Genomic DNA, 25,103 nt, shown 5'->3' with positions numbered 1-25,103 from the left:
GTGATCGCCTGGATGTCGGGGCTGTCGAGCATCGTCTGGCCGACGACCGAGCCCTTGCCCATCACCAGGTTCAGCACGCCCTTCGGCAGGCCGGCGCGATGGAGAATATCGACGATCGCCCAGGAGCAACCGGGCACCAGTTCGGCCGGCTTGAAGACGATGGTGTTGCCATAGCAGAGCGCCGGCGCGATCTTCCAGGCGGGAATGGCGATCGGGAAATTCCATGGCGTGATGATGCCGACGACGCCGACCGGCTCGCGGGTGATCTCGACGCCGATATCAGGGCGCACCGAGGGGATGACCTCGCCAGCCAATCGCAGCGCCTCACCGGCAAAGAAGTCAAAGATCTGGCCGGCGCGCACGGTCTCGCCGATGCCTTCCGCCAGCGTCTTGCCCTCTTCGCGCGACAACAGTCGCCCGAGCTCGTCCTTGCGCGCCAGGATCTCGTCGGCGGTCTTTCGAAGGATCGCATGACGCTCGAGGATGCCGAAGCGCGACCAGGCCGGAAAGGCCGCCTTGGCCGCAGCAATCGCCGCCTTCGCATCCTCGGCCGAGGCGCGGGCATATTCCCCGATCACGTCGTTGGTGTCGGACGGATTGATATTGGCAACGCCATCACCGCCAACCCATTCGCCGGCAATCAGGTTTTGGTGCAATGTCATGGGCCTCAGCCTCCTTCATCTACTTTTCGCGGGCAACCGCGCCTGTCGCGGCCTGCCACTGGCATACCGCATATGTCAGAGCTGATGTATGGCGACCGGTTCGGCGGCGGCGATTGCGAGCGGATTGCGCAAGGGAAGGCCGAATTCGGCAGCCTCGATCTCGAAGACATCCCCCTCTTCCGTGCGGATACCATCGCCGAAGGAGAGCGTCGCCGTGCCGAACATGTGGACGTGGATGTCCCCCGGCTGGCGGAACAGGCCATATTTGAAATGGTGATGCTCGAGGTTGGCAAAGCTGTGCGACATGTTGGCTTCGCCCGATAGGAACGGCTTTTCCCACAGAACCTTGCCGCTCCGCAGGATACGCGAGGTGCCTCTGATATCGTCGGGTGCTGCGCCGACGCGGATTTCCGGCCCGAAGCTCGCCTGGCGCAGCTTCGAATGCGCGAGCCAGAGATAGTTGACCCGCTCGGTCTTGTGATCGGAAAACTCGTTGGCGACGGCAAAGCCGATACGGAACGGCATGCCCTTGTCAGAGATCACGTAGATGCCGGCCATCTCCGGCTCCTCCCCACCGTCTTCGGCAAAGGCCGGAGAGACGAGCGCCGAACCGGGCGCGACGGCGGAGGTGCCGTTACCCTTGTAGAACCATTCCGGCTGCACGCCGGTTTCGCCCGGTTGCGGCTTGCCGCCTTCAAGGCCCATGCGGAACATCTTCATCGAGTCGGTCAGCGTCTCCTCCGCCGCCTCGGTCGTCTTTTTGTGCATGGCGTCGCGGGTCGCGGCTGAACCAAGATGCGTCAGCCCCGTTCCGGTCAGATGCAGGTGCGCGGGGTCGGGGTGGGTGATCGGCGGCAGAAGACGGCCTTCGGCATAGGCCTTTTCGAGATCGACGGCAGCACCAAGACCCTTTGCCTCGATCGTGTCCTTGAGGCTACGCCCGGCATTGGCCGCGTCCATCGCCAGTGCATAGACGCTCGCCGCGCCGTTGACTGCGCGGGCAACCTCGCCCGGCGCGCGTACCGCGACCGTTGTCGATCCGTCTTCGTTCCTGATCTGAGAAATCAGCACGATCCTGTCCTTCCTTGCATCGTTCGGGCCTTGCTCGCGCCTGATCTCAGGCAAACCGCGGCCCCTCGGGTGGCTCTCGCCACCCAATCCTGACAGTCCGGGCTGTCACTCCCGGCAGCCGGAGCTGCCCGTTCAATGGTACTGGTTCGATCCGGGCCGTTCGGTCGCTGGTCAGCCCTTGTTCTTGTTGTAGACGTCGAAGAAGACGGCAGCGAGCAGCACCAGACCCTTGATCAGCTGCTGGTAGTCGATGCCGATGCCCATGATCGACATGCCATTGTTCATCACGCCCATGATGAAGGCCCCGATCACCGCGCCGATGATCTTGCCGACGCCGCCGGACGCTGAGGCGCCGCCGATGAAGCAGGCCGCAATCACGTCGAGTTCAAAGCCTTGGCCGGCCTTCGGCGTTGCCGAGTTGAGGCGGGCGGTGATGATCATGCCGGCAAGTGCGGCCAGAACACCCATGTTGATGAAGGTGTAGAACGTCAGCCGCTCGGTGTTGATGCCGGAGAGCTTCGCCGCCTTGACGTTGCCGCCCATGGCATAGATGCGACGGCCGATCGTCGAGCGCGTGGTGACGAAGGTATAGAGCGCGATCAGCACGCCCATGGCAATCAGCACGTTGGGCAGGCCGCGATAGGTCGAAAGCTGATAGCCGATGAACAGCGCAACGACGGCGATGACCGCCATCTGGATGGCGAAGAAGACGAAGGGCTCGTTTTCGCTACCGTGCTGCTCGTTGACCCGGCGATTGCGCACGCCCGCATAGATGGCGTAGCCGACGAGTGCCAGCACCGCCACCAGCGCCACCATGTTCTGGATGAGGTCGGGCCTCGGATTGAGGAAGTAGAGGAAATCCGGAACGAAGCCTGTCGAAAGCAGCTGAAACTCCTTCGGGAACGGACCGATCGGCCGGCCGCCGAGCACCACGTAGGTGAGCCCGCGGAAGACCAGCATGCCGGCAAGCGTGACGATGAAGGACGGGATCTTCTGATAGGCGACCCAGTAACCCTGCGCCGCCCCCATGATGCCGCCGACAACAAGACAGGCAGGAATGACGACGAAGGCCGGCAGGCCCCACTTGACCAGCATGATCGCCGATATCGCCCCGATGAAGGCGACGATCGAGCCGACCGAAAGGTCGATGTGTCCGGCGACGATGATCAGCAGCATGCCCAGCGCCATGATGACGATGAACGAGTTCTGCAGCACCAGGTTGGTGATGTTGACCGGGCGGAACAGCACGCCGTTGGTGACGAACTGGAAGAACAGCATGATGACCACGAGCGCGACCAGGAGGCCGTATTCGCGGATGTTGTTCTTGAGATAGTCCCCGATCGAGGGTTTGTTCGGTTGGGTGCTCGTATCGGCGACCATTAGTGTTTCTCCCCTGAACGCATGATGGCACGCATGATGGATTCCTGGCTCGCTTCGGCCTTTGAAAGCTCGGCGACGATGCGGCCCTCGTTCATGACGTAGATGCGGTCGCAGGTTCCAAGCAGTTCCGGCATCTCCGATGAAATCATCACGATGCCTTTGCCCTCGGCTGCAAGCTGGTTGATGATGGTGTAGATCTCATACTTCGCGCCGATATCGATACCGCGTGTCGGCTCGTCGAGGATGAGGACTTCCGGATTGGTGAACAGCCACTTCGACAGCACCACCTTCTGCTGATTGCCGCCGGAAAGATTGACCGTTTCCTGATAGATCGAGTGCGAGCGGATGCGCAGCTTCGAACGATAGTCGGAGGCGACCTTGACCTCCTTGCGATCGTCGATGACGCCGTTGGACGCCACCGCCTTCAGGTTGGAGAGCGTGGTGTTCTCCTTGATGTTGTTGATCAGCACGAGACCCAGTTGCTTGCGGTCTTCGGTGACATAGGCGAGACCAGCGTCGATGGCGCGGGGGATGGTGCTGACGTCGACCGGCTTGCCGCGCATCAGGACGTCGCCGGTGATCTTGTGCCCCCAGGACTTGCCGAAGATGCTCATCGCCGTTTCGGTTCGCCCCGCCCCCATCAGGCCGGCGATGCCGACGACTTCGCCGGCGCGCACGGTAAAATTGACGTCGTGCAGGAACTGCCGGTCGCGGTGATGCTGGTGGAAGACGTTCCAGTTCTTCACTTCCAAGAGCGTCTCGCCGATCTTGGGCTCGCGCGGCGGGTAACGATCTTCCATCGCACGACCGACCATGCCCTTGATGATCCGGTCTTCGCCGATATCCTCGGTCTGACAGTCGAGCGTTTCAACGGTTCCGCCGTCGCGCAGGATGGTGATCTGGTCGGCGACCTTGCGGATCTCGTTCAGCTTGTGCGAAATGATGATCGAAGTCATGCCCTGCGCGCGAAACTCCATCAAGAGCTTCAAGAGCGCGTCAGAATCGTTTTCGTTGAGCGAGGCGGTCGGTTCGTCGAGGATCAGCAGCCGCACCTTCTTCGACAGCGCCTTGGCGATCTCGACCAGCTGCTGCTTGCCGACGCCGATGTCAGTGATCAGCGTGGCGGGCGGCTCGCTCAGGCCCACCTTTTTCAGAAGTTCCTGCGTGCGGGCAAAGGTCTGCGGCCAATGGATCACCCCATTGGTGGCGATCTCGTTGCCGAGAAAGATGTTTTCGGCGATCGACAGCAGCGGAACCAGCGCCAGTTCCTGGTGGATGATGATGATGCCGAGATGTTCGCTGTCAGAGATGGTCGAGAAGCGGCGAGGCTCGCCGTCGTAGTAGATCTCGCCGTCATAGGTGCCGGCGGGATAGACGCCGCTCAGTACCTTCATCAGCGTCGATTTGCCGGCACCGTTTTCACCGACCAGAGCGTGGATCTCACCTTCGCGAACCTTGAAGCTGACATTGTCCAGCGCCTTGACGCCCGGAAACGTCTTGGTGATGCCACGCATTTCGAGAATGATATTGTCCATGTTCAGTCATTCCAGCGGCAGTCGGCAAGAGAGTACAGGCTCCCTCACCGGGATAAAAGGGTCCGCGATGGATCGCGGACCCTCAGGTGCGTCATCCTATCAGTTGTTGATCTGATCTTCGGTGTAGTAACCGGAGGAGACCAGCACATCCTTGATGTTGGACTTGTCGACCGCGACCGGCTTCAGCAGGTAGGACGGAACGACCTTGACGCCGTTGTCATAGGTCTTGGTGTCGTTCACTTCCGGCTCCTTGCCTTCCATGATCGCATTGACCATGCCGACCGTGACCTTGGCGAGTTCGCGCGTGTCCTTGAAGATCGACGAATACTGTTCGCCGGCAAGGATCGACTTGACCGAAGGCAGTTCGGCGTCCTGACCGGTAACGGCAGGCATCGCCATGTCGCCGGAACCATAGCCGACGCCCTTCAGCGCCGAGATGATGCCGATGGACAGGCCGTCGTAGGGCGACAGAACGCCATCGACCTTGGCATCGGTGTAGTTGGAGGACAGCAGGTTTTCCATGCGGGCCTGGGCAACGGCACCATCCCAGCGCAGCGTGCCGACCTGGTCCATGCCCTTCTGGCCGGACTTGACGACGATCTTGTTGCTGTCGATCAGCGGCTGCAGGACCGACATCGCACCGTCGTAGAAGAAGAAGGCGTTGTTATCGTCAGGCGAACCGCCGAAGAGTTCGACGTTCTTCGGCTCGGTCGCGCCGTCGAGCTTCAGGCCCTGCACCAGCGACGTTGCCTGCTGCACGCCGACCTGGAAGTTGTCGAAGGTGGCGTAGTAGTCGACATTGCCCGAATCGCGGATCAGACGGTCGTAAGCGATGACCTTGACGCCGGCGTCATGGGCCTTCTGCAGGATGTCGGAAAGCGTCGTGCCGTCGATGGCGCCGATGACGAGAACCTTGGCACCCTTGGTCACCATGTTTTCGATCTGGGCGAGCTGGTTCGGAATATCATCGTCGGCAAACTGCAGGTCCGGCGTGTAACCGGCTTCCTTGAACAGCTTCTCCATGGTCTCGCCATCGGAGATCCAGCGGGTCGAGGTCTTCGTCGGCATGGAAATGCCAACCGTGCCTTTGTCCTGTGCGAAGGCGGGCGCAGCAAACGACGCGACGGAGATCGCGGCCGCTGCGAGAAGCGAAGTAATCAATTTCATCTGGTCTCTCCCAAAAGTGTTGAAGCCGGCAGGCCCGCAGCCTCCCCGTCCTATGCGCAGCGATCCACCGGCCCGGAGATCGCGTCTCCGGCGGTGGATCCAGGTGAAGGAAGTCCTCCCCGCCCGCATGCTCCCACATGCACTGGCACATGGGGAAAAACTGGAATCAAAAGCCATAACTGTCAAATACAATATCGCTTTGCTACCATACCAATATTGATATACTACTCGAAAACAGTGTGATTTTTGAAACATCCTGAAAACTGGATTGCCCACGATGATGAAAGAAGGAAAGCCCGGCACGACAGGGATTGCCGCCGAACAGTTCGACAGCGGGCTCTTTCGCTCAGGGCTGAAGATCAATCACCTCCGGCTGATCCTGGCGATCGACGATCATCGTCGCATCAGTGCGGCCGCCGAGACGCTCGGCATCTCCCAGCCCGCCGCCTCGCGCATGCTGGCGGAGATCGAGACGATCCTGAAGGCGCCGATCTGCGAGCGAGTGGCACGCGGCGTAGAACTGACCCGCTACGGCCAGGCGTTGGCGCGGCGGGCGCGCACGATCTTTCTGGAACTGCGGGAGGCCTCGCGCGAGATCAGCGAACTGAAGACCGGCAGCGGCGGCTCGGTGTCGATCGGCTCGGTGACCGGGCCGGCGCTCAACCTCGCCGTTCCGGCAATCCGCCAGGTCATCACCGCCTATCCCGGCATCGAGATCAACATCCAGATCGAAAACAGCAATGTGCTGACGCGCGAGCTGCTCGCCGCCCGCCACGACTTCGTCGTCGGACGCATCCCAGACGATCTCAGCCCGCGGCTCTTCAACATGGTCGAGATCGGCTACGAGGAGGTCTGCCTGATCGTGCGCGACGGCCATCCGCTGCTCGACAAGCCCATTGCCGGCGCCGAAGATCTGCCCGCCTACGACTGGGTGTTCCAGCCGCCGGGAACGCTGCTGCGCCGCGCCGTCGAAGACAGCTTCATGTCCGCGGGTGTGCGCCTACCGGCGACCGTCATCAACACCTCGTCGATCATCCTGACGCTGTCGATCGTGCGCAACACCAATGCGATTGCGCCGGTGGCGCTCGATGTCGCCAACCTGATCGCCGACAACGGCACGCCGGCCGGCGAGATCCGCATCCTCAAAACCGAGATCCCGATCCGCATCAAGCCCTATGGGTTGATCACCGCCGAGGGACGCGCGCTGCCGCCGAGCGCCAAGCTGCTCTACGACCTCATTCTCAAACAGGGACGAGCATGATCAGCCAGCATTGGTTGATCAGCCTGGGCATGATCAAGTTGATCAGCCTGGGATAATCTCCATCCGGCATTTTGCGCCGGGATAGCGGAGGCTGCATGTTCGGAATGTCGGTGTTTCAGTCCGTGCTCGAGCGGCTGAAGACGGAAGAAGACGAGGAAGAGACCGCCAATGCGGAGGTTTTCGCGACGTCGCGCACGCCTCTGTTCGCAACCACGTTCGTCGCCGGCGGCGCCGACAGCGCGTCTGCTGCGCGCAGCGCCGTCGAGCGAGCCTATTTCGATGCGTCCTTCGTCGAGCCGCCGCCGATAGAGCCGATGCCGGAATTTCTCAACCGCATCAGCCTTGCCGAAGTCGCCGAGGAACTTGACCTTGGTGAAGGGGAGACATTGACGACGCTCGCTGCCAAGCGGCGAAGCTTCGCCGCCGCCAATCATCCCGATCGCCTGCCGCAGGACTACCGCGCCAATGCGACGGTCCGGATGAAACTCGCCAACATGCTCATCGACGAGGCGTCGCGCCAATTGCAGGCGGCCTGACCGCCGCTCACGCGTCGTTGTCAGCCTTGGGCGTCTCGTCTTTTGACGCCGAGCCCTCAGCACCGGCAGTCTTGTCTGTCGGCTTGTAAAACAGCAGCAGAGAGGACCCGACATAGGCGGCGATCGCCAGAGCGATGATGCTGAAGAACGGCTGGTCGTGATAGAATTCGAGCGCCGCCCAGCCGGCGCAGACTAAAAAGATCAAAACCCGCCGCCACAAGGGACGGTAAAAGGCGTGGTCCGGGTCGATGAGTTTGATCATCCTGTCCTCTGGGTGCTTGCGCTCGTGATCGGCAACGGATGTCTTGTAGGGGAAATCCACCGGCCGCCGCAAGCCCGCGACCGCATCACGCCCTTGACGGGCACCATGAAAATAGAATAAAAATTCCGAAATTGTTTTCTTCGACCATTTCATTCCGAACAGATGGCGCCGGACGCCCGCACGGAAGAAACGGTCGGGCAAGGGAGAGGAAAGCGCGCGGCATCCGCTCGGGCACCATCGCTGACAACCACCTTGCAACCCAATCGCGGAATTGCCCCTCCGCGGCGCCTTTGCGCGATGAGCGCCGATCATCACGCACCTTCCCGGTCGAGGACCGGATTTCGAGAGAGACAGAGATGACAGTGAGATTTGGTCTTCTGGGCGCCGGACGCATCGGCAAGGTTCACGCAAAGGCCGTCAGCGGCAATCCCGATGCCGTGCTCGTCGCCGTGGCCGACGCCTTTCCGGCCGCCGCCGATGCCATCGCCAAGGCCTATGGCTGCGAGGTCCGCACCATCGAGGCAATCGAAAAATCGGCCGATATCGACGCCGTTGTCATCTGCACGCCGACCGATACCCATGCCGACCTGATCGAGCGTTTCGCCCGCGCCGGCAAGGCGATCTTCTGCGAAAAGCCCATCGATCTCGATGTCGATCGCGTGCGGGCCTGCATGAAGGTGGTGGCCGAGACCAAGGGCAAGCTGATGGTCGGCTTCAACCGCCGCTTCGACCCGCATTTCATGGCCGTCAAGCAGGCAATCGACGCCGGCAAGATCGGCGACGTCGAGATGGTGACGATCACCTCGCGCGATCCCGGCGCGCCGCCGGTCGACTACATCAAGCGCTCGGGCGGAATCTTCCGCGACATGACGATCCATGACTTCGACATGGCGCGCTTCCTGCTCGGCGAAGAGCCCGTATCGGTAACGGCGACCGCCGCCGTCCTCGTCGACAAGGCAATCGGCGAAGCCGGCGACTACGACAGTGTGTCCGTCATCCTGCAGACCGCCTCCGGCAAACAGGCGATCATCTCCAACTCGCGCCGCGCCACCTACGGCTACGACCAGCGCATCGAGGTTCACGGCTCCCAGGGTGTCGTCTCGGCGGAAAACCAGCGCCCGGTGTCGATCGAGATCGCCAATGGCGAAGGCTACACCCGCCCGCCGCTGCACGATTTCTTCATGACCCGCTACACCGAAGCCTATGCCAACGAGATCGAGAGCTTCATCTCCGCGATCGAAAAGGGCACGGAAATCACCCCGTCGGGCAAGGATGGCCTGGCAGCGCTCGCGCTTGCCGACGCAGCCGTGAAGTCGGTCATCGAAAAGCGCCAGATCAGCGTCGCGTAAAGCATTTCGAGGAAAAGTGCGAAGCGGGTTTCCGTTTGGCAAAGACAAACGGCCGGGCGCGACACGCCCGGCCGTTTCGTGTTTCAGTTCATTGCCTCAGCCGTCCGCGCGCAATGGCGCATTCTCCCATCCGCCTGACTGCTCCTCCTGCCCGGTGCTCGGGGCAACGCCGGGCCTGCCAGTGAGAAAGCCCTGAACCTGGAGGCAGCCCTCGTCGACCAGGATCTGCCTTTGCCGCTCCGTTTCCACGCCTTCGGTTACGACAGGCAGGTTGAGGCTGTTGCCAAGCGCAATGATCGCCCTGACGATCGCGTGCGCCGAAGGGTCCTTGTCGATCACGGCAGTGAAGCTGCAATCGATCTTCAGCTTGTCGAACGGGAACGTCTGCAGGTTGCTGAGCGAGGAATGCCCGGTGCCGAAATCATCCATGACGATGCGCACCCCATGTATCCTCAGTCGTCCGAGGGTGGCGAGAACGTCTTCGCGATTGTGCAGAAGGGCCGCCTCGGTGATCTCCAGCTCCAACCGGCGCGGCTCCAGCCCCGTTCGCCGCAGGATACCAAAGATCTGATCGAAAAGATTGGGAAGCAGGAACTGCACCGGCGAGATATTGACCGAAACCGGTAGAGGCTCGTTCCATTTCGCCGCCTCCCTGCAGGCCTGCTCCAGCACCCATTCGCCGATCTGGATGATCGAACCGCTTTGCTCGGCGATCGGGATGAAGACATCGGGGCTGATGAGGCCACGCTCCGGATGCATCCAGCGCAAGAGCGCCTCGTAGCCCAGGATCCGATCGCCGCGCAGATCGACAAGCGGTTGATATTCAAGGAAGAGCTGCCGGCGAAGCACGGCATGGCGCAGGTCGTTTTCGATCTGCCGTCGCGTGCGCACGGTCTCGTCCATTTCCGTGTCGAAGAAGCAGGCGATCCCCTTGCCCGATTGTTTGGCGCGGTAGAGAGCGGTGTCGGCATTGTTGCGCAGCCGGTCAGCCGTGTCGCCATCAGCAGGGTAGATCGCAGCACCGATGCTGACGCCGACGGCGGTCGGATCGCGGTTCGTATCCATCTCGGCGGCAAAATAAGTCAGGATGCGGTCCGACAGGTGACGCGCCGCGTCGGGCTGTTCGCCACCCACCTGAAGAATGGCAAACTCGTCGCCGCCCAGCCGGGCGACGGTATCCCCCTCGCCGACCGCCTTGCGCAGGATGTCGGCGACCTTCATGAGGATGCGGTCCCCCTCGCCATGGCCGAAAATGTCGTTGACGGCCTTGAAGCGGTCGAGGTCGAGGCAAAGGATGGCAAGCTGCTCGTTCTTCGCCGCCGCCACCGTCATGACCTGGGCCAGGCGCCGGTCGAAGAAACCACGATTGGGAAGATCGGTCAGCACATCGTGGTGGGCCAGATGCTCGATAGTGCGCTCGGCTTCCTTGCGCGCGCTGAGGTCGCGCACGAAGATCACCTCGCATTCGCGGCCGCGATACTCGACCGTCCGGCACATGAACTCGACCGGCACGGACTGGCCGGCCACATTGATCAGATCGATTTCGCCGGGGCCGTCGCCGCGATGATGGCTCTGCAGCCCTTCCTCACCGAAGGCGAAAACCTCCGCCGGATCTCGGCCGGTGAGCTCCGAAACCTTCCATCCCGTCAGGCGCGCAAAACGCTCGTTGGTGTCGATGATGCGGCCTTCATGCACGATGGCCATGCCTTCCAGCGATGCATTGGCAAGCCCGCGCAGGTCGGTCAGATGCCGATCGACGAACAGCGCGCCGAAGGCCAGGATGATCAGCATGGTCGAGGCAGCAATGACCCCGCCGGCAAGCCAGGCCGGATGGATGGTATCGGCTGCCGGAATATCCGGCGCCGGTACCAGCGTGATGCCACTCATCGAGGTGAAGTGCAGGACGCAGATGGCAACGACGAGCAGCAGCGTCGAGACGACAAGCCTGCGGGCGTTGCGCAGCACATGAAACGCATGCAGCGCTGCCATCGCCAGCAGGGTGCCGGCGACGATGCCGAAAACCGTGAACCTTGCATCGTAGACAATGTGTCCCGGCATCTCGAGCGCCTGCATGCCGGTAAAGTGCATGGCGGCAATGCCGCCGCCCAGGATGACACCGCTAGATGCAAGGGCGTAGTGCGAGCGAGCGCCAAGCCCGACCGTGAAAGCAACCCAGGCGGCCGCGATCGCGAGAACGATCGAAAGCGTCGTCCCCCAGGCGCCATAGGAAACCGTCATCCCGCCATCATAGGCGAGCATGGCAATGAAATGAGTGGACCAGACGCCGATGCCGCAGGCAAAACCACTGACGGCGGTCCAAAGACCGCGCTGACTGCCTTCGCTTCGCTGGGCACGCAGCAGCAACAGCATGGTTGCGACGCAACCGGCCAGGCAAACCACGGCCGCCACCAGCACCAGACGCCAATCGTGATCATCGCGTATGCATGCAATCACTGAAAACATCATCGTCTCCCGCGTCAATGTCACATTGACAAGGAGTTGCTAAATAACTGTAAATTGTATTAGCTGGTTTGTTCGCCCTTGATACAACCCCAAAAATGGTTGCCTCGCCCGTCTCGCCAAAGCGGCTGTTCCTTAGTGCGATCCGGCCGTAGCAATCTCGCTGTCGATCTTGCCCAGAGCACGCTCGAGATGGCCGTCGAACACGAGCCGCTGTTCGTCGAGCACGACCGATATCTCGGGCGCGCCCTGAAGCCTGAGCTGGAGTGACTGGGATACGCCCTCCTCCAACCCGCCGCGCAAGAGATCGAAGTAGCGCGTGCCGGGGCCGGTAACGTAGATCGGCATACGCTCGTAAAGACTGAGCATGCGCGAGACGCCGTTGCCGAGCGCGATGCCAGCTTGGCGAAAGGCATAGCCGGCCATGCGATGCCCCTGGCGCGCACTCGCTGCGATCTTGTCCATTTCGGCAATTGGCACGAATTTCGCCGGGATCGTGTCGGCCGGCACTTCGAAGGCGGCCCGCAGAATGCCGTAGAAACCGGCAGCCGCTTCGATGCAGCCATAGGCGCCGCAACGGCACAGTCCGGCCGATGGCGCATGCAGCATGTGGCCGAAATTCGGCGCCGTCACGTCGATCTCGCCGAACCTGCCCTTGCGGGCAACGCCGAGGCCGATGCTGTGGCCGAGCGAGATGGCGGCAAGCGATCGAAATCCGCCGTCCGGCGCGCGCTCCGCTTCGGCCGCCAGCGCCTGTGCCACCAGCAGGGTCTCATTGTTGAGCATCACCCTCGCTCGCCATTCCGGCGCAAGCAACGCGGCAAAGTCGAGCTGCTCGCTGCCGAACACCGGAGACCAGAGCAGCCGTGCCGCGTCCGTATCGGCGTCGACCAGCCCCTTGCTGCTGATGGAGATGGCCAGCACGCGGTCGCGCGTCAGGCGCGAGCGCTGCAGCAGGCGCTCCAGCGCCTCGACGAAGGTGCGCGCAAACGCGTCCGTGCCGCGCTGGTCGTGATTGCGGCCCTCCTCGAAGCGGTCGAGCAGCGTGCCGCCATAGTCGGTCAGCGAATACTGCACCACATCCGAAGAGATACGCACGACGACGATGTAACCGCAGTCGCGACGTGGCGTGAACAGGACGCGCGGGCGCCCTCGTCCGCCCTGCACATGCTGTTCCGCCTTGGCGATCACTCCGGCGCGCTCGAGCTCGGCCGTGATCGCCGACACCGTCGCCGAGGCGAGCCCGGTTGCGGCGGAAATTTCGGTATGCGAGAGATTGCGGGCGCGCCGGAGCGCGGCAAGGACCAGCGCACTGTTCTGCTGACGCACGAGCTCAGTGCTGGACTTGGTCAGCATCATACGTCCTTGCCGGTGGCGGGTCCTTCGAACACATGCCCTCCCAAAGCATCTGTTGCACGGCGAGGCAAGGCACTGATCGCCTTGTCGACACCTCGTCAATCTCTGCCATTGATTTTCTCGACTGTCGAGAAATAATCCACAGACCCTTTCCGGCAGCGATGAGTGGCAATGAACTTGCTCGGCGCTGAGCGAGAAGGCTGTCATCAGAGCTGAAACGCACGGCCATTGATCAAGACCGAGCGGGGTCGCCGGCAAATCACGCGGCACCCGACCCGAGCTTGGCGGCCGGAACTGTTGAAATGACACAACAATCCCCTTCCCGCCTGCGTCCGTTTCACCCGGACCCTCACCGCACCCCCGGTGACGAGCCCAGGAAACCGGCGCATCGGCAGTCCATACGCAACCGGGTCGGCCGTGTTGACAGGCCGTGGATTCTCTGACATTCATTTTCTCGACTGTCGAGAAAATAAAACCGGACGATGTTTACGGTGGCATTTCGACAGCGTTGCAAGGCTGGTCGAGGATGGTGCGGGAGGTTCGCACGCTCAGCCGGCCGCCACTCGGGAGGATGAAATGAAATCCGTTTTGAAGCTGATGGCAGGGGCTGCCATCATCGCGTCGATGCATTCCGCAGCCATCGCCAAGGATCTGGTGGTCGGCGTTTCCTGGTCGAACTTCCAGGAAGAGCGTTGGAAAACCGACGAAGCCGCCATCAAGGCAGCACTTGAGGCATCCGGCGACAAGTACATTTCCGCTGACGCCCAGTCTTCCGCTGCCAAGCAGCTGACCGACGTCGAGTCGCTGATCGCCCAGGGTGCCAACGCTCTGATCGTGCTTGCACAGGATAGCGACGCCATCGGCCCGGCCATCGAAAAGGCTGCCGCCGAAGGCATTCCGGTTGTCGGCTACGACCGCCTGATCGAAAATCCGGCCGCCTTCTACATCACCTTCGACAACAAGGAAGTGGGCCGCATGCAGGCTCGCGAAGTGTTCAAGGTCAAGCCGGAAGGCAACTATGTCTTCATCAAGGGCTCGTCTGCCGACCCGAACGCCGACTTCCTGTTCTCCGGACAGATGGAAGTGCTGAAGGAAGCTGTCGACGCCGGCAAGATCAAGAGCGTCGGTGAAGCCTACACCGACGGATGGAAGCCGGAAAATGCCCAAAAGAACATGGAGCAGTTCCTGACCGCAAACGACAACAAGGTCGACGCGGTCGTCGCTTCCAACGACGGCACCGCTGGCGGTGCGATTGCAGCCCTCGATGCCCAGGGCCTCGCCGGCTCCGTTCCGGTCTCCGGCCAGGACGCCGACAAGGCAGCCCTCAACCGCGTCGCCCTCGGCACCCAGACCGTTTCGGTCTGGAAGGACTCGCGTGAACTCGGCAAGCGCGCAGCCGAAATCGCCGCCGAACTGGCGAGCGGCAAGAAGATGGAAGAAATCGCCGGCGTGACGGCCTTCAATGGCGGCCCCAAGGGCGTCGCCATGCAGTCGGTCTTCCTCGCACCGCTTCCGATCACCAAGGAGAACCTCAACGTCGTCATCGACGCCGGCTGGATCTCCAAGGACGAAGCTTGCCAGGGCGTCAAGGGCGACGTCGCTGCGTGCAAATAAGCCGCCCGGACAGAGTTGAGCTCTAACCTTCGACAAGCGCCGCAACGCAACCCGTTGCGGCGCTTGCGCAAGGTGTGACCGGGGCGGACAATGCCCGCTGCATGATCCCTTAAATCGGAAGCGATCTGAGGAGAGGATCATGAAGCATGCTTGAAGTTTTACAGCGTCCTTAGCGCGTCATATTTCACACGCGGCGCTGTAAGACCTTCAGGCACGCGTTGGCACGAACGAGAGAAGCGCTCGACAACTGTCTTCATCATCAGACTTGTCGCGTCCCATTCCGGTCTTTGGCGCCGGCGGATGCGGTGACATCAACAGAAAGTGGGGGGAAGGCACGTCCATGGCCGACATCACACAAGGCAATCAGACACAGAGCCAGGCCAACCGTGCCCGCAACGCGGACGAGAACCCGGTGAAGCGCTTCTTCCGCGCCACCGAGATCGATACCCGCTTGCTCGGCATGGTCGGCGCGCTGGCCATCATCTGGCTCGGCTTCGAGATCATGACCGGCGGCCTGTTTCTGACGCCGAGAAACCTTTGGAACCTGACGGTTCAAACCTCGTCCGTCGCCGTGATGGCGACCGGCATGGTACTGATCATCGTCACCCGCAACATCGATCTGTCGGTCGGCTCCGTGCTTGGCTTCTGCGGCATGATCATGGCGGTCATGCAGGTCAAGGTCCTGCCGCAATATCTCGGGCTCGAGCATCCCGCCATCTGGATCATCACGCTTGCCTGCGGCATCGCCGTCGGCGCCGCGATCGGCGCGCTCCAGGGCTCGATCATCGCCTTCCTCAACGTGCCGGCCTTCATCGTCACGCTCGGCGGCCTGCTCGTCTGGCGCGGTGCCACCTGGTTCGTCACCAGCGGCCAGACTGTTGCACCGATGAATTCCACCTTCCGCCTGATGGGCGGTGGCACCGAGGGGTCCATCGGGGCGACAGCCAGCTGGATTGTCGGCATCATCGCCTGTATCGCCATCGTCGGGGCCATCCTCAACTCGCGCAAGCAGCGCAAGCGCTTCGGCTTTCCGCTGCGCCCGGTCTGGGCCGAATATTTCCTCGGCATCCTCGGCTGCATCCTGGTGATGGGCGCGGTGGCGATCGCCAACCACTATTACTGGCCGGTCAACATTGCTCGCAAATATGCCGACGCCAACGGCATCGCCTGGCCGGACGGCGGCTTGCTCATCTCGCACGGTATCGCCATCCCCGTGCTGGTCGCCATCGCCGTCGGCATCGTCATGACATTCATCGCCACTCGCCTGCGCTTCGGCCGCTATGTCTTTGCGCTCGGGGGCAATCCTGAGGCAGCCGAACTGGCGGGGATCAAGACCCGCTGGGTCACCGTCAAGATCTTCATGCTGATGGGCGTGCTCTGCGCCATCGCCGCGGCGATCTCGACGGCCCGCCTCAACGCCGCAACTAACGCGCAAGGCGAGCTCGACGAGCTCTACACGATCGCAGCCGCGGTCATCGGCGGCACGTCGCTTGCCGGCGGCGTCGGCACGATCGCCGGCGCGATGATCGGCGCACTCGTCATGCAATCGCTGCAGTCGGGCATGGTGCTCTTGGGGATCGACTCGCCGTTCCAGCGCATCGTCGTCGGCGTGGTTCTTGTCGTCGCCGTCTGGCTCGACACGATCTACCGCGCCCGTGCCAAGTAAGAAGGAGTCCGACCAATGAAAGACCAACGCACTCCGCTCGTGGAAATGAAGAACATTTCCATCTCCTTCGGCGGCATCCATGCGGTCGACAACGCTTCCGTCGACCTCTACCCCGGCGAGGTCGTGGCGCTTCTCGGCCACAACGGCGCCGGCAAGTCGACGCTGATCAAGATCCTGTCGGGCGCCTACAAGCGCGACGGCGGCGAGATCCTGATCAATGGCGAAGCCGCCGACATCAGCAACCCGCGCGACGCCAAGAAATACGGCATTGAGACGATCTATCAGACGCTTGCCGTCGCCGATAACGTCGATGCGGCCGCCAACCTCTATCTCGGCCGCGAGCTGCGCACCCCCTGGGGCACGCTCGACGACGTGGCGATGGAGGCCAAGGCCCGCGAAGTCATGGGGCGTCTCAACCCCAACTTCCAGCGCTTCAAGGAACCGGTGAAGGCGCTTTCGGGCGGCCAGCGGCAGTCGGTGGCGATCGCCCGCGCGATCCTGTTCGACGCCCGCATCCTGATCATGGACGAACCGACGGCAGCCCTCGGGCCCCAGGAAACCGCCCAGGTCGGCGAGCTGATCAAGCAGCTGAAGCGCGAAGGCATCGGCATCTTCCTGATCAGCCACGACATCCACGACGTCTTCGACCTCGCCGACCGCGTCTCGGTGATGAAGAACGGCCAGGTCGTCGGCCAGGCCCGCACAGAGGATGTGACCAAGGACGAGGTGCTCGGCATGATCATCATGGGCAAGGTCCCGCCCAAGGCGATCCCCGGCCCCGGCGCCATGCAGACCGCCTAACCAACGACGCCACATGGCCCGGCAATCGCCGGGCCATGTGTTTCATCGGTTTAAGCGGAACCGAGTAGCAAGCTTCAAGGGCTTCAGCTCGCTTTACGAGTCATGTTCGACTCCGGTGCAGACCACCTCGACATCCCCACTGATCCATTCTGCATGCCCGACCTTTCCCCTCACCCGCACCGCCATGCCTGACACAAAGGGCACAGCTTGTCCCGCCCCGCCCGGCAGCCACATCAGGCCCATTCCAAAGCTCGACCATCGGCTGGCTTCCGCATCAATTTGTGAGCCGCTCGCAAATTCCCCTGCGAACTCCGTCATTTCACCATTGAAGCGACGCGCAAGCTAAGCTATGAACCGCTCACAGTCCGCTTCGGCGGCCTTGCTGCAAACGGATGCACCCGTAGCTCAGCTGGATAGAGTGTTGGATTCCGATTCCAAAGGTCACAGGTTCGAATCCTGTCGGGTGCGCCATCTTTCCACCATTCCAGAACAATGATGGTGCTAGGTCCGCGCCCGCCGCCGACCGGACGTTTTCCTTCTATCAGTTGCCCAGGGCCGTATTTCCGCCGAAGACGTCATGAACTGCCCAGCCAGTATGTCCGTGACAGGCTGACGTGGCTCGCGCGCCTTGAGCATCCTCACCCCCTCAAGAAGACGATCCTCTGCGAGCCCGCTCGTTACCGCCAGCCGCTGCCATTTGTCCTCGTGTTGTCGCCGAGTTGATACAAACGCGGTATCTGCGGCCATGGCGTGCCAAGAAGCTATCCCGCCAGAGGGGCTTCCATGAAGATGAGATGGTTGCACAGTTCAGGAGGTGCGTCGTAATAAGGCGCGATCTCCTGGAATCCGAGAGAGCGGTAGAGGCTCAGCGCCTCATCGTGGTTGCGGCCGGTATCCAGCCGCATGGTCGCGTAGCCCCGCTCAGCAGCCACGCGCACGATGTTTTCGGCGAGACGGCGGCCCAGCCCTAAGCCTCGGCCCTCGGGGCTGATGAACATGCGCTTCATCTCGCATGTGTGTTCATCGATCCGCTGCATCATAACACAACCGACCACCTTTCCGTTCAGGCGGGCAACAAGGATCTCGCCATGTGGAGCCGAGTGGATCCTCGGCAGGCTGTCCAGGAGCGCGGCCCATTCTTCTGGTGTGTAATAGCGGTCGACGAACCAAGCGTTTTCGCCGTAGCGTGACCGGCACCAGTCGATGAAGCTGTTGCACAAGGCTCGAATGGCAGGGAAGTCGTCAGGCCCGGCTGGGCCGATCTCCGAGTTCTGTTCCACCTCTGTGCCCCACTCACAAATTTTGCATCGGCAAAGCGGGCGCTCCTTCCCGAGTTCCATGGACGCCGAAAAGGAGGCCGGGATCGAGTCGGGCTCAAGCAATCGCCCGCTGGCATTTGGAAATTTTCCTGCCCAGTGGCTCCATCGAACTTCGTGGATTGTGCTCACGCTATAATCAACTGTAGTCGAAAAAGGTCTTGCTGACTATCTGCCAGCGCTTTTCGGTTGTCAGACGAAGACCGCCGAAAATTCGAGCTGTTGGTTGAAGAGTTGCGGATTGCCACAAACTAGGTTTTTGCCAGTAGCCGTTCACACGGCCACTGGCAAAACACATCTCAAGCCCGAGTTGTCTCCCAGCCGAGGTTTGCTGTTCGAAAACTCACTGAGTAGCCAGGGCCGGAAGCTGCACCTTCCTGACGGGCGGCGGATTCCATTTTCCGATCAGCGCTTCGGATTTCGGAGCGTACATGCGCATCGTCAGAGTGAACGCTCCCTTCGGTGTAGGCAGCCAGTTGGCCTCCTTATCCGGACCGGGGGACTCGTTTTGAATGTAGAGATCAAGCGAGCCATCTGCGTTGTCTTTGAACGGCATCCAGCTACTGAGTGCGAAACGTTCGAGGCTGTTGCCAACCTGAAATCCGGCTGCGTCGTACAGCGTGATCGACCAGAAAGCGTTGACGGGCGGCATGGCATTCTTTTCGAACGCTATCGTGTATTTATTCGCGCCATCGAGCGGCTGCCCTGACTCGTCGGCGAGATTGAGAGGGTAGATGGCATCTTCCGGCAGATTCGCGCCAAGGCCTTGCTGCGCAACAATGGCCCGCTTCAAATAGTAGTTGCCGTATACTCCCATCGTATCGGTATTCATCGACCAGCCGTTCTCTACCCTCGCCAACGTCGCCAGCTTCCATTCCATCAGTCTCTGGGCGACTTGCGGCGCGCTCTCCAAGGCTTTCTGTACGGTCGGATCGAGCTTGCTCATGTCAAAGCTCTTGCCGGGTTCGATGCCGATCTTCTTCATCTCCGCGAGGATCGGTTGATCGGTCAGGTGGGGCGGCTCGACCTTGAGCAGTTCGGCGGCATATGCGAAATACTTGCCAGCGTCCATCGTATCGACCTGGATCTTTGGCGGTGTCTTCATGTCGACGCTGGGATCGATTTTAACCTCAACCGGCTTCGCTGACTTGCCCCAGTCCGATAGGAGCGTAACCTTGTACCCCGCTTGGATCTTGTGTACGGCATCGTAGTCAGCCGGGCCGTCGGTCTTTGTCCGACCGATAACCCAGACATGCGTCGTCGGCGCTTCAATTCGCTGGGTGTTCTCGGGGAGCTTGAACTCCTCAATGAACTTGTCGCGCAAGTCGGGTCTCCAGCCCGGCGGCGTGACAAGGAATGTCCCTGCGGTTGTGCCCGTGGTCCGCCAACCCGGCGACGCAAAAACATCCGTCCACATGTCCAGCATCGGAAGCAGGTAATAGCGTCCGTCGGTATCCGGAGCACTGATGACTACGGGCTCCTTCGTCATGTCGAGCCACGCGGAGGAATACAGCGTGTCGAAGTTTGGGCGGACCACACCCTTGAAATCCGCCGGAGGATACTCGGGAACGTTGGTGAAGACGTTCATCGGACCCTTCCCGAATTCCTTGCCGGGTTCGACGTTGGTGAATGTCTTTCGGCTGATGTCCATGGACAACAGCGGGTAGAAATACACATAGGCGTCCACGGCAATAGAGTGCGCCTCTGCCTCGGTAAGAGCGGGCTGCGCGGCCTGAGCCATCGCTGACTGCCCTAAAACTAGTCCTAGGGACAGACCGATCACGTGCCTGTTCATGGTGTTCTCCCGTTGCTTTATTTAACGGCTCACGTGGGTGATGCCCGCCCGAGGCAGCCTTTTCGCAAAGCTCCGTAGTAGCAAGTACGTTACGGTAACTTACGGCGTTCGCCCCCTCCTTGGCGGCCCATCGTCCTGCGGGGCCGGAGTATCATGAATGCTCTGGACGACTGAGGGTGGAGCGTACTTTGGCTCAGCGACCACTGGTTAGCGTGTACGTTTTCAGGAATGGGCGAAAGAGCCCCCTCATCGTGTTAGCGCGATGTGTGTCGCCTGCGCCTTAAAGGGCTTGCCCTGTCGCGTCATGGCGGTGTTAAAACAGAGCGTTCGCCGTGGGAAAGTTCTACGAGATCTTCTTTCTGCGCGGGAGAAAGCACCGGGCATCCGACGCTTTCAGCCTAGAGGTATCATGCAGTCCAGCTTCTGGGCGATGCTGGGCGCCGCCGACGCCTTGTCCCATGCCGCAGCGACAGCAGAAATCACCGCTCAGCAGGCGCAAGACGAACTCTTTGAGATCATCGTGGCCATGGTCAGCAGGACACCAGGAAGCGCGCAACGAGTTGATTTCCAAGTAACGTTGGAAACCAAATCCCTTCTGCCGTCCCGATTACTCCGACACTGAGCCGCGCTGCACGACACCCAAGGCTATAGCGAGCCAAAACACTCAAGGGCAGAACAAATCTATCGATACGCATCGGGAGATTGGCACAGCATATCGGCTGGCGCCGAGCGACTACCCCTCTGCACCCGCCCGCGCATACCGTCCCGGCGCCTGTCCAACGTGCCGGCTGAAGGCGGTGCTGAAGGTGCTGGCCGAGCCGTAGCCGACCCGTTCGGCGACATCGGCGATTTCGGCGTTGTGGCTGCGCAGCAGGTCCTTTGCCATCGCCATGCGCCAGGCGAGCAGGTATTCCATCGGCGCCAGGCCAACATTGCGCGTGAACCTTTCGAAGAACGCCGAACGAGAGAGCCCGGCCGCCTTCGCAAGCTCGGCCACTGTCCAGGAGCGCGCCGGGTTGCCGTGCATCACCCTGATCGCTTCCGCCAGCCGTTGATCGGCGAGCCCGCGCAACAATCCCGGCGGAGCGTCCGGCCGCTGGGTCAGCCGCAGCGCCTCGATGAGCAGCACTTCGACCAGGCGCGCCAGCACCAGATCGCGACCGGCGCGCTGTTCGGCGGCTTCTTCTGTCAACAGCCGAACCAGGATCGAAAGTCGCTCGGCGCCGCGCACATGCACCTGCGCCGGCAGCAGCGACACCAGCAATCCCGCATCCTCCGTTGCAAAGACGAAGTAGCCGCCGAGCAGCCGCACGCTTGGCGGTCCATCGAGGTCGCCGTGGCGAACCTCGTCGCCCGGATCAGGTGTTGCCTTCGGGTCGATGAATTCAGGGGTAACCGGCTCGAAGCCCGACATGGTGAAGCCCGGCGTTGTCGGCAGCAGGACGAAATCGCCCGCCTCAAGCGCCAGCACGTCCTGACCGTCGACCGCCAGACGGCAGGCACCTTCGAGAACGGTGCAGAAGCCGGGATGACCGAAATCGGAATAACGCACGCCCCAGCGGCCGGCACCGCTGATGCTTTTCGTAAACACTGCGCGGGGTCGCAGCAGCGTGATGATTTCCGAGAGTGGATCGATCATTTCCGGACTATCGCAAATCAAATACGGACTTTCAATTATATATCGTCCGGTTTTCGCTCGGTATCATGACACCATCTGAACCGAACAAGGAAATTGTCATGAAAACCGTATTGATCACTGGCTGCTCGTCCGGCTACGGCCTCGAAACCGCCCGCCTCTTTCACGCCAACGGCTGGAACGTGGTCGCGACCATGCGCACGCCGCGCGAGGATATCCTGCCCCGGTCGGAGCGCATGCGTATCGTGCAGCTTGACGTCACCGACCCCGACAGCATTTCGGTGGCACTGGAGGTAAGCGGTCCGATTGATGCGCTCGTCAACAATGCCGGTATCGGCGTGGTCGGGGCTTTCGAGGCAACGCCGATGGCTCATGTGCGGAAGATCTTCGAGACCAACACGTTCGGCGTCATGGCAATGACACAGGCGGTGATCCCGCAATTGCGCCGCAGGCGGTCCGGCGTCGTGGTCAATGTGACATCAAGCGTGACGCTCGCCGCCATGCCTCTTGCCGCCGCCTATACCGCCAGCAAGACGGCAATCGAGGGGTTTACCGGGTCGCTTACCCACGAGCTTCGCGCCTTCGGCGTGCGCGCCAAACTGGTCGAGCCCGGCTACGCTCCGAGCACGCGGTTTTCGCAAAATGTCGGCGTGCGCATCGAAGATCTGATCCCTGAAACCTATGCGGCCTTCGCGCAGCCGATCTTTGCCGCTTTTGCAAACCCGGCCCTGATTACCACGGAGAGCGATGTGGCGGACGCGGTATGGCGCGCTGCAAATGATACGTCGGAACAGCTGCATTTCCCGGCGGGGGCCGACGCCGTGGCTTTGGCGCGCGCGAGCTGAAACCGAGGGCGGCGTCATCCGCCGACAGCGCCATCAGGCCAATGGCAAGCCCGCGGCATGCACGCGATCGACAAGCGCTTCGGTGATCGTCCGATCCCTAAAGAACTCCTGGGTGCGGATATAGCCGGCCGTCAGTTTTGGATCGAGCGCCTGGATCTGCGCCACCAACTGGCGCGCCCGGTCAATATCGCCGCGCGCCATCCGCGCGGCGATACGATAGATCAGCGTGCGCCGGGTCTGATAGGGAAGCGCCCGCGCCACGGCAAAAAGCTCGTCATGCCGGCCGAGCACATAGAGCGAGGCGACGCGCTCCTCTACAATCCACACCGGTAGAAACGGGTCCAGCATCTCCGCCCGGTCGAGCAGCTCGAGCGCCCGCTCCGCCTCGTTCGCATAGGTGTAGAAAGCCGCACAACGGCCCGCGATGTAGGCATCGTTGGGCGCCAGGTCTATCGCCCGCTCGTGATGATGCCGCGATGCCGCGAAGTCGCCTTCCATGCACTTGATCGCACCCATGATGCGATGGGAGTCCGGGTCGGTAGGATCGAGATCGAGCGCGTGTGCGACCTGCTGCTCGCCGGCCGAAAGGTCGAAATCGGGCAGGTTGCTCCAGGCGCACACATGCATGGCGACCGGCCGTCCGAAGGTTGGATCCGCATCCATCGAGCGCTCGAACCAGTGCATGGCTTCGCCGATATGCCGATCGGCGACACCGATCAGGCGATGGTGGTCGAGGCCAAGCAGGTAGTACTCGTAGGCCGACATGTTGTCCGGCCGCTTCAGCCGCGCGGCGACCAGCTCCGCCTGCTCTATCCGTCCTGCCACTGTTGCGGCGATGCGGGCGGTCACCTCGTCGATGATGGCAAGCAGCTCCTCGAACGGCCGCTCGATCCGGTCGGACCAGACCAGATGCCCGTGGGTCGTCTCGCACAGCGACACGTTGAGCCGCACGAGGCTACCCAGTTTGCGCACGGAGCCCGAAACGACATAGCGCACCCCCAGTGCCCTCCCCACCTCGACGGGATCACGGATGGCAAGGACCACGGAGGCCGACCGCGAGCTGACGAACAGGCTCTTCAGCCGGCCGAGCTCCAGCGTGAGGTCGTCGGTCAGCCCCTCCGTCAGGAAGGACTGGTCGTCTTGACCGGCAGCGAAGGCGACGAAGGGCGTGACGATCACCGAATTGGGCCGCATCGCGGCCGGCGGCGCCTCGCGCGTCGGCGCCGAGAGAAACCGATGCCTGTCGATCGTCGTCCCGACCCGATAGACACGCATCGGCTCGCTGACACCCTTGAAGCGACGCTCGCCGATCTCTTCGAAGGCGCAGGGCGAGACCCGCCGCACCTGCTCGTACAGAGCTTGGGAAACTTCGATTTCGCCGGCGGCAGCACTCGATTGCAGCCTGGCGGCGAGATTGACACCGTTGCCCCTGAGGTCGTCGCCGACGGCAAGCACATCGGCAAGATGCAACCCGAAGCGCATGTGGTTGGGCGTGGCATCGGGGATGGCCGCAAGCGAGCTGCGCGCCTCCATGGCTGCGCGAAGGGCGTTGACCGGGCTCGTGAACTCCGCAAGCACGGCATCGCCGGCGGTGTTGAAGACCCGGCCATCATGGCGCGCGACCGTGTCGCCCACGGCCTTCAGGCACGCAGAGACGCATTCGACGGCTTCTTCCTCATGGGATTCCATCGCCGCGGTCGACCCGACGAAATCCGCCACCATGATCGCAACCAGCTTGCGCTGCATCTCCATCGCCTCGCCGACACTCGGCCGCCAGCGCGAGAGGATAGCACAATGCAAGGGATCAGGCAGCAGACGCTATTTTAGCAATCGCTTCATATATAGGTGAATGCCTGGTCGCGCGCCGACATCTGGGCGACAGGCAACGGCCAGCCGATCGCCAGCTTCGGATCGAACGCATTGAGCCCGCCCTCCGCCTCCGGCGCATAGGGTTTGTCATGCAGGTAGATCAGTTCGCAGTCTTCGCAGAGCGTCTGAAATCCATGCGCAAATCCACCGGGGATCATCATCGATCGCGCGTTCTCTGCGCTCAGAACCTCGCCGTGCCATTGCAGGTAGGTGGGCGAACCCGGGCGCAGATCGACGGCGACATCGAAGACGGAGCCGGCGAGACAGGACACGAACTTGGCCTCGTCATGCGGCGCACGCTGAAAATGCATCCCACGGATCGTGCCCTTGAGGTGCGTCATCGTGTGGTTGATCTGGGCGATCGTGCCATCGGCGCCGAAATCGGCAAGCTCTTCGCGGCAAAAGAAGCGCGAGAGGAACCCGCGCTCGTCGCCAAAGCGCTGACGCTCGATGACCAAAAGATCGGGGATAGGTGTGGCGATACGATTGAAACGCGACATCGGCTTTCTCGTGGAACGGGTC

Annotated in this window: 20 protein-coding genes, 1 tRNA gene and 1 pseudogene; 9 read left to right on the top strand and 13 right to left on the bottom strand. The window is 61.9% G+C overall.

Annotated features, from left to right (window positions below; genetic code table 11):
* The 5 genes from IB264_RS33335 to chvE all read right to left on the bottom strand — a co-directional run.
* Window positions 1–662, bottom strand: a 662-nt coding sequence (locus tag IB264_RS33335) for an aldehyde dehydrogenase family protein (protein ID WP_192435202.1), incomplete at its 3' end; no start/stop codon positions are given.
* Window positions 663–737: 75 nt separating this feature from the next.
* On the bottom strand, window positions 738–1,733 hold the full coding sequence (araD1, locus tag IB264_RS33330) for an AraD1 family protein (RefSeq protein WP_025428042.1): 996 nt from the start codon (window positions 1,731–1,733) through the stop codon (window positions 738–740).
* 171 nt (window positions 1,734–1,904) lie between these two features.
* Window positions 1,905–3,113 (bottom strand): multiple monosaccharide ABC transporter permease, encoded by a 1,209-nt coding sequence (gene mmsB / locus IB264_RS33325; protein ID WP_025428043.1) that lies wholly within the window; start codon window positions 3,111–3,113, stop codon window positions 1,905–1,907.
* A complete protein-coding gene (gene mmsA, locus IB264_RS33320) occupies window positions 3,113–4,648 on the bottom strand; it encodes a multiple monosaccharide ABC transporter ATP-binding protein (protein WP_025428044.1) in 1,536 nt (511 codons plus the stop codon). Before mmsA ends, mmsB begins: the two co-directional genes overlap by 1 nt.
* A gap of 99 nt (window positions 4,649–4,747) precedes the next feature.
* Window positions 4,748–5,815 (bottom strand): multiple monosaccharide ABC transporter substrate-binding protein, encoded by a 1,068-nt coding sequence (chvE, locus tag IB264_RS33315; protein ID WP_025428045.1) that lies wholly within the window; start codon window positions 5,813–5,815, stop codon window positions 4,748–4,750.
* A gap of 280 nt (window positions 5,816–6,095) precedes the next feature.
* Here chvE and IB264_RS33310 point away from each other — a divergent pair, with 280 nt between their 5' ends.
* Entirely contained in the window at window positions 6,096–7,076 is a 981-nt protein-coding gene (locus tag IB264_RS33310; protein ID WP_025428046.1) for a LysR family transcriptional regulator, read from the top strand.
* Window positions 7,077–7,171: 95 nt separating this feature from the next.
* A complete protein-coding gene (locus tag IB264_RS33305) occupies window positions 7,172–7,612 on the top strand; it encodes a hypothetical protein (RefSeq protein ID WP_025428047.1) in 441 nt (146 codons plus the stop codon).
* Between the two features lie 7 nt (window positions 7,613–7,619).
* On the opposite strand, the gene IB264_RS35475 is transcribed toward IB264_RS33305, so the two are convergent.
* Window positions 7,620–8,186: a hypothetical protein gene (locus tag IB264_RS35475; RefSeq protein WP_309141689.1), complete on the bottom strand. Its 567-nt coding sequence runs from the start codon at window positions 8,184–8,186 to the stop codon at window positions 7,620–7,622.
* Between the two features lie 44 nt (window positions 8,187–8,230).
* Here IB264_RS35475 and iolG point away from each other — a divergent pair, with 44 nt between their 5' ends.
* Complete coding sequence (iolG, locus tag IB264_RS33295; RefSeq protein WP_025428049.1) at window positions 8,231–9,223, top strand: inositol 2-dehydrogenase; 993 nt, start codon at window positions 8,231–8,233, stop codon at window positions 9,221–9,223.
* A gap of 96 nt (window positions 9,224–9,319) precedes the next feature.
* Here iolG and IB264_RS33290 read toward each other — a convergent pair whose 3' ends face one another.
* Both IB264_RS33290 and IB264_RS33285 read right to left on the bottom strand, forming a co-directional pair.
* The gene (locus IB264_RS33290) at window positions 9,320–11,686 is read right to left on the bottom strand and encodes an EAL domain-containing protein (protein WP_025428050.1); all 2,367 of its coding nucleotides are present in this window, start codon (window positions 11,684–11,686) and stop codon (window positions 9,320–9,322) included.
* Between the two features lie 132 nt (window positions 11,687–11,818).
* Complete coding sequence (locus IB264_RS33285) at window positions 11,819–13,039, bottom strand: ROK family transcriptional regulator (RefSeq protein WP_025428051.1); 1,221 nt, start codon at window positions 13,037–13,039, stop codon at window positions 11,819–11,821.
* Between the two features lie 576 nt (window positions 13,040–13,615).
* Here IB264_RS33285 and xylF point away from each other — a divergent pair.
* From xylF to IB264_RS33265, 4 genes are all read left to right on the top strand, one after another.
* Window positions 13,616–14,653 (top strand): D-xylose ABC transporter substrate-binding protein, encoded by a 1,038-nt coding sequence (gene xylF, locus IB264_RS33280; RefSeq protein WP_025428052.1) that lies wholly within the window; start codon window positions 13,616–13,618, stop codon window positions 14,651–14,653.
* Window positions 14,654–14,993: 340 nt separating this feature from the next.
* Window positions 14,994–16,319 carry a sugar ABC transporter permease gene (locus IB264_RS33275; RefSeq protein ID WP_025428053.1) on the top strand — a complete coding sequence of 442 codons (1,326 nt, stop codon included), beginning with the start codon at window positions 14,994–14,996 and terminating at the stop codon, window positions 16,317–16,319.
* 15 nt (window positions 16,320–16,334) lie between these two features.
* Window positions 16,335–17,120, top strand: a complete 786-nt coding sequence (locus IB264_RS33270) for an ATP-binding cassette domain-containing protein (protein WP_025428054.1) — start codon at window positions 16,335–16,337, stop codon at window positions 17,118–17,120.
* A 394-nt stretch (window positions 17,121–17,514) separates the two neighbouring features.
* Window positions 17,515–17,591 (top strand) — tRNA-Arg (locus tag IB264_RS33265).
* 290 nt (window positions 17,592–17,881) lie between these two features.
* On the opposite strand, the gene IB264_RS33260 is transcribed toward IB264_RS33265, so the two are convergent.
* Together IB264_RS33260 and IB264_RS33255 are read right to left on the bottom strand one after the other, a co-directional pair.
* A complete protein-coding gene (locus IB264_RS33260) occupies window positions 17,882–18,568 on the bottom strand; it encodes a GNAT family N-acetyltransferase (RefSeq protein ID WP_309141688.1) in 687 nt (228 codons plus the stop codon).
* A gap of 211 nt (window positions 18,569–18,779) precedes the next feature.
* A complete protein-coding gene (locus tag IB264_RS33255) occupies window positions 18,780–20,231 on the bottom strand; it encodes a DUF1254 domain-containing protein (protein WP_025428058.1) in 1,452 nt (483 codons plus the stop codon).
* Between the two features lie 400 nt (window positions 20,232–20,631).
* Between IB264_RS33255 and IB264_RS35705 the strand changes: the two are divergent.
* Window positions 20,632–20,772, top strand: a pseudogene (locus IB264_RS35705) (TetR/AcrR family transcriptional regulator); the annotation flags it as partial.
* A gap of 192 nt (window positions 20,773–20,964) precedes the next feature.
* Here the strand turns inward: IB264_RS35705 and IB264_RS33245 are convergent.
* Window positions 20,965–21,870: an AraC family transcriptional regulator gene (locus IB264_RS33245; RefSeq protein ID WP_025428060.1), complete on the bottom strand. Its 906-nt coding sequence runs from the start codon at window positions 21,868–21,870 to the stop codon at window positions 20,965–20,967.
* Between the two features lie 98 nt (window positions 21,871–21,968).
* On the opposite strand from IB264_RS33245, the gene IB264_RS33240 reads away from it, so the two are divergent.
* The gene (locus IB264_RS33240; RefSeq protein ID WP_025428061.1) at window positions 21,969–22,712 is read left to right on the top strand and encodes an SDR family oxidoreductase; all 744 of its coding nucleotides are present in this window, start codon (window positions 21,969–21,971) and stop codon (window positions 22,710–22,712) included.
* A 33-nt stretch (window positions 22,713–22,745) separates the two neighbouring features.
* Here IB264_RS33240 and IB264_RS33235 read toward each other — a convergent pair whose 3' ends face one another.
* Both IB264_RS33235 and rfbC read right to left on the bottom strand, forming a co-directional pair.
* Complete coding sequence (locus IB264_RS33235) at window positions 22,746–24,458, bottom strand: adenylate/guanylate cyclase domain-containing protein (RefSeq protein ID WP_038577375.1); 1,713 nt, start codon at window positions 24,456–24,458, stop codon at window positions 22,746–22,748.
* An 89-nt stretch (window positions 24,459–24,547) separates the two neighbouring features.
* On the bottom strand, window positions 24,548–25,081 hold the full coding sequence (gene rfbC / locus IB264_RS33230; RefSeq protein ID WP_025428062.1) for a dTDP-4-dehydrorhamnose 3,5-epimerase: 534 nt from the start codon (window positions 25,079–25,081) through the stop codon (window positions 24,548–24,550).
* Between the last annotated feature and the right edge of the window lie 22 nt (window positions 25,082–25,103).

Source organism: Ensifer sp. ENS11, from assembly GCF_014851895.1.
In the GTDB taxonomy this organism is placed as follows: Bacteria; Pseudomonadota; Alphaproteobacteria; order Rhizobiales; family Rhizobiaceae; genus Ensifer; species Ensifer canadensis.
Note: the sequence above shows the minus strand (reverse complement) of the source record. Positions and strands in the feature narration are given on the sequence as shown.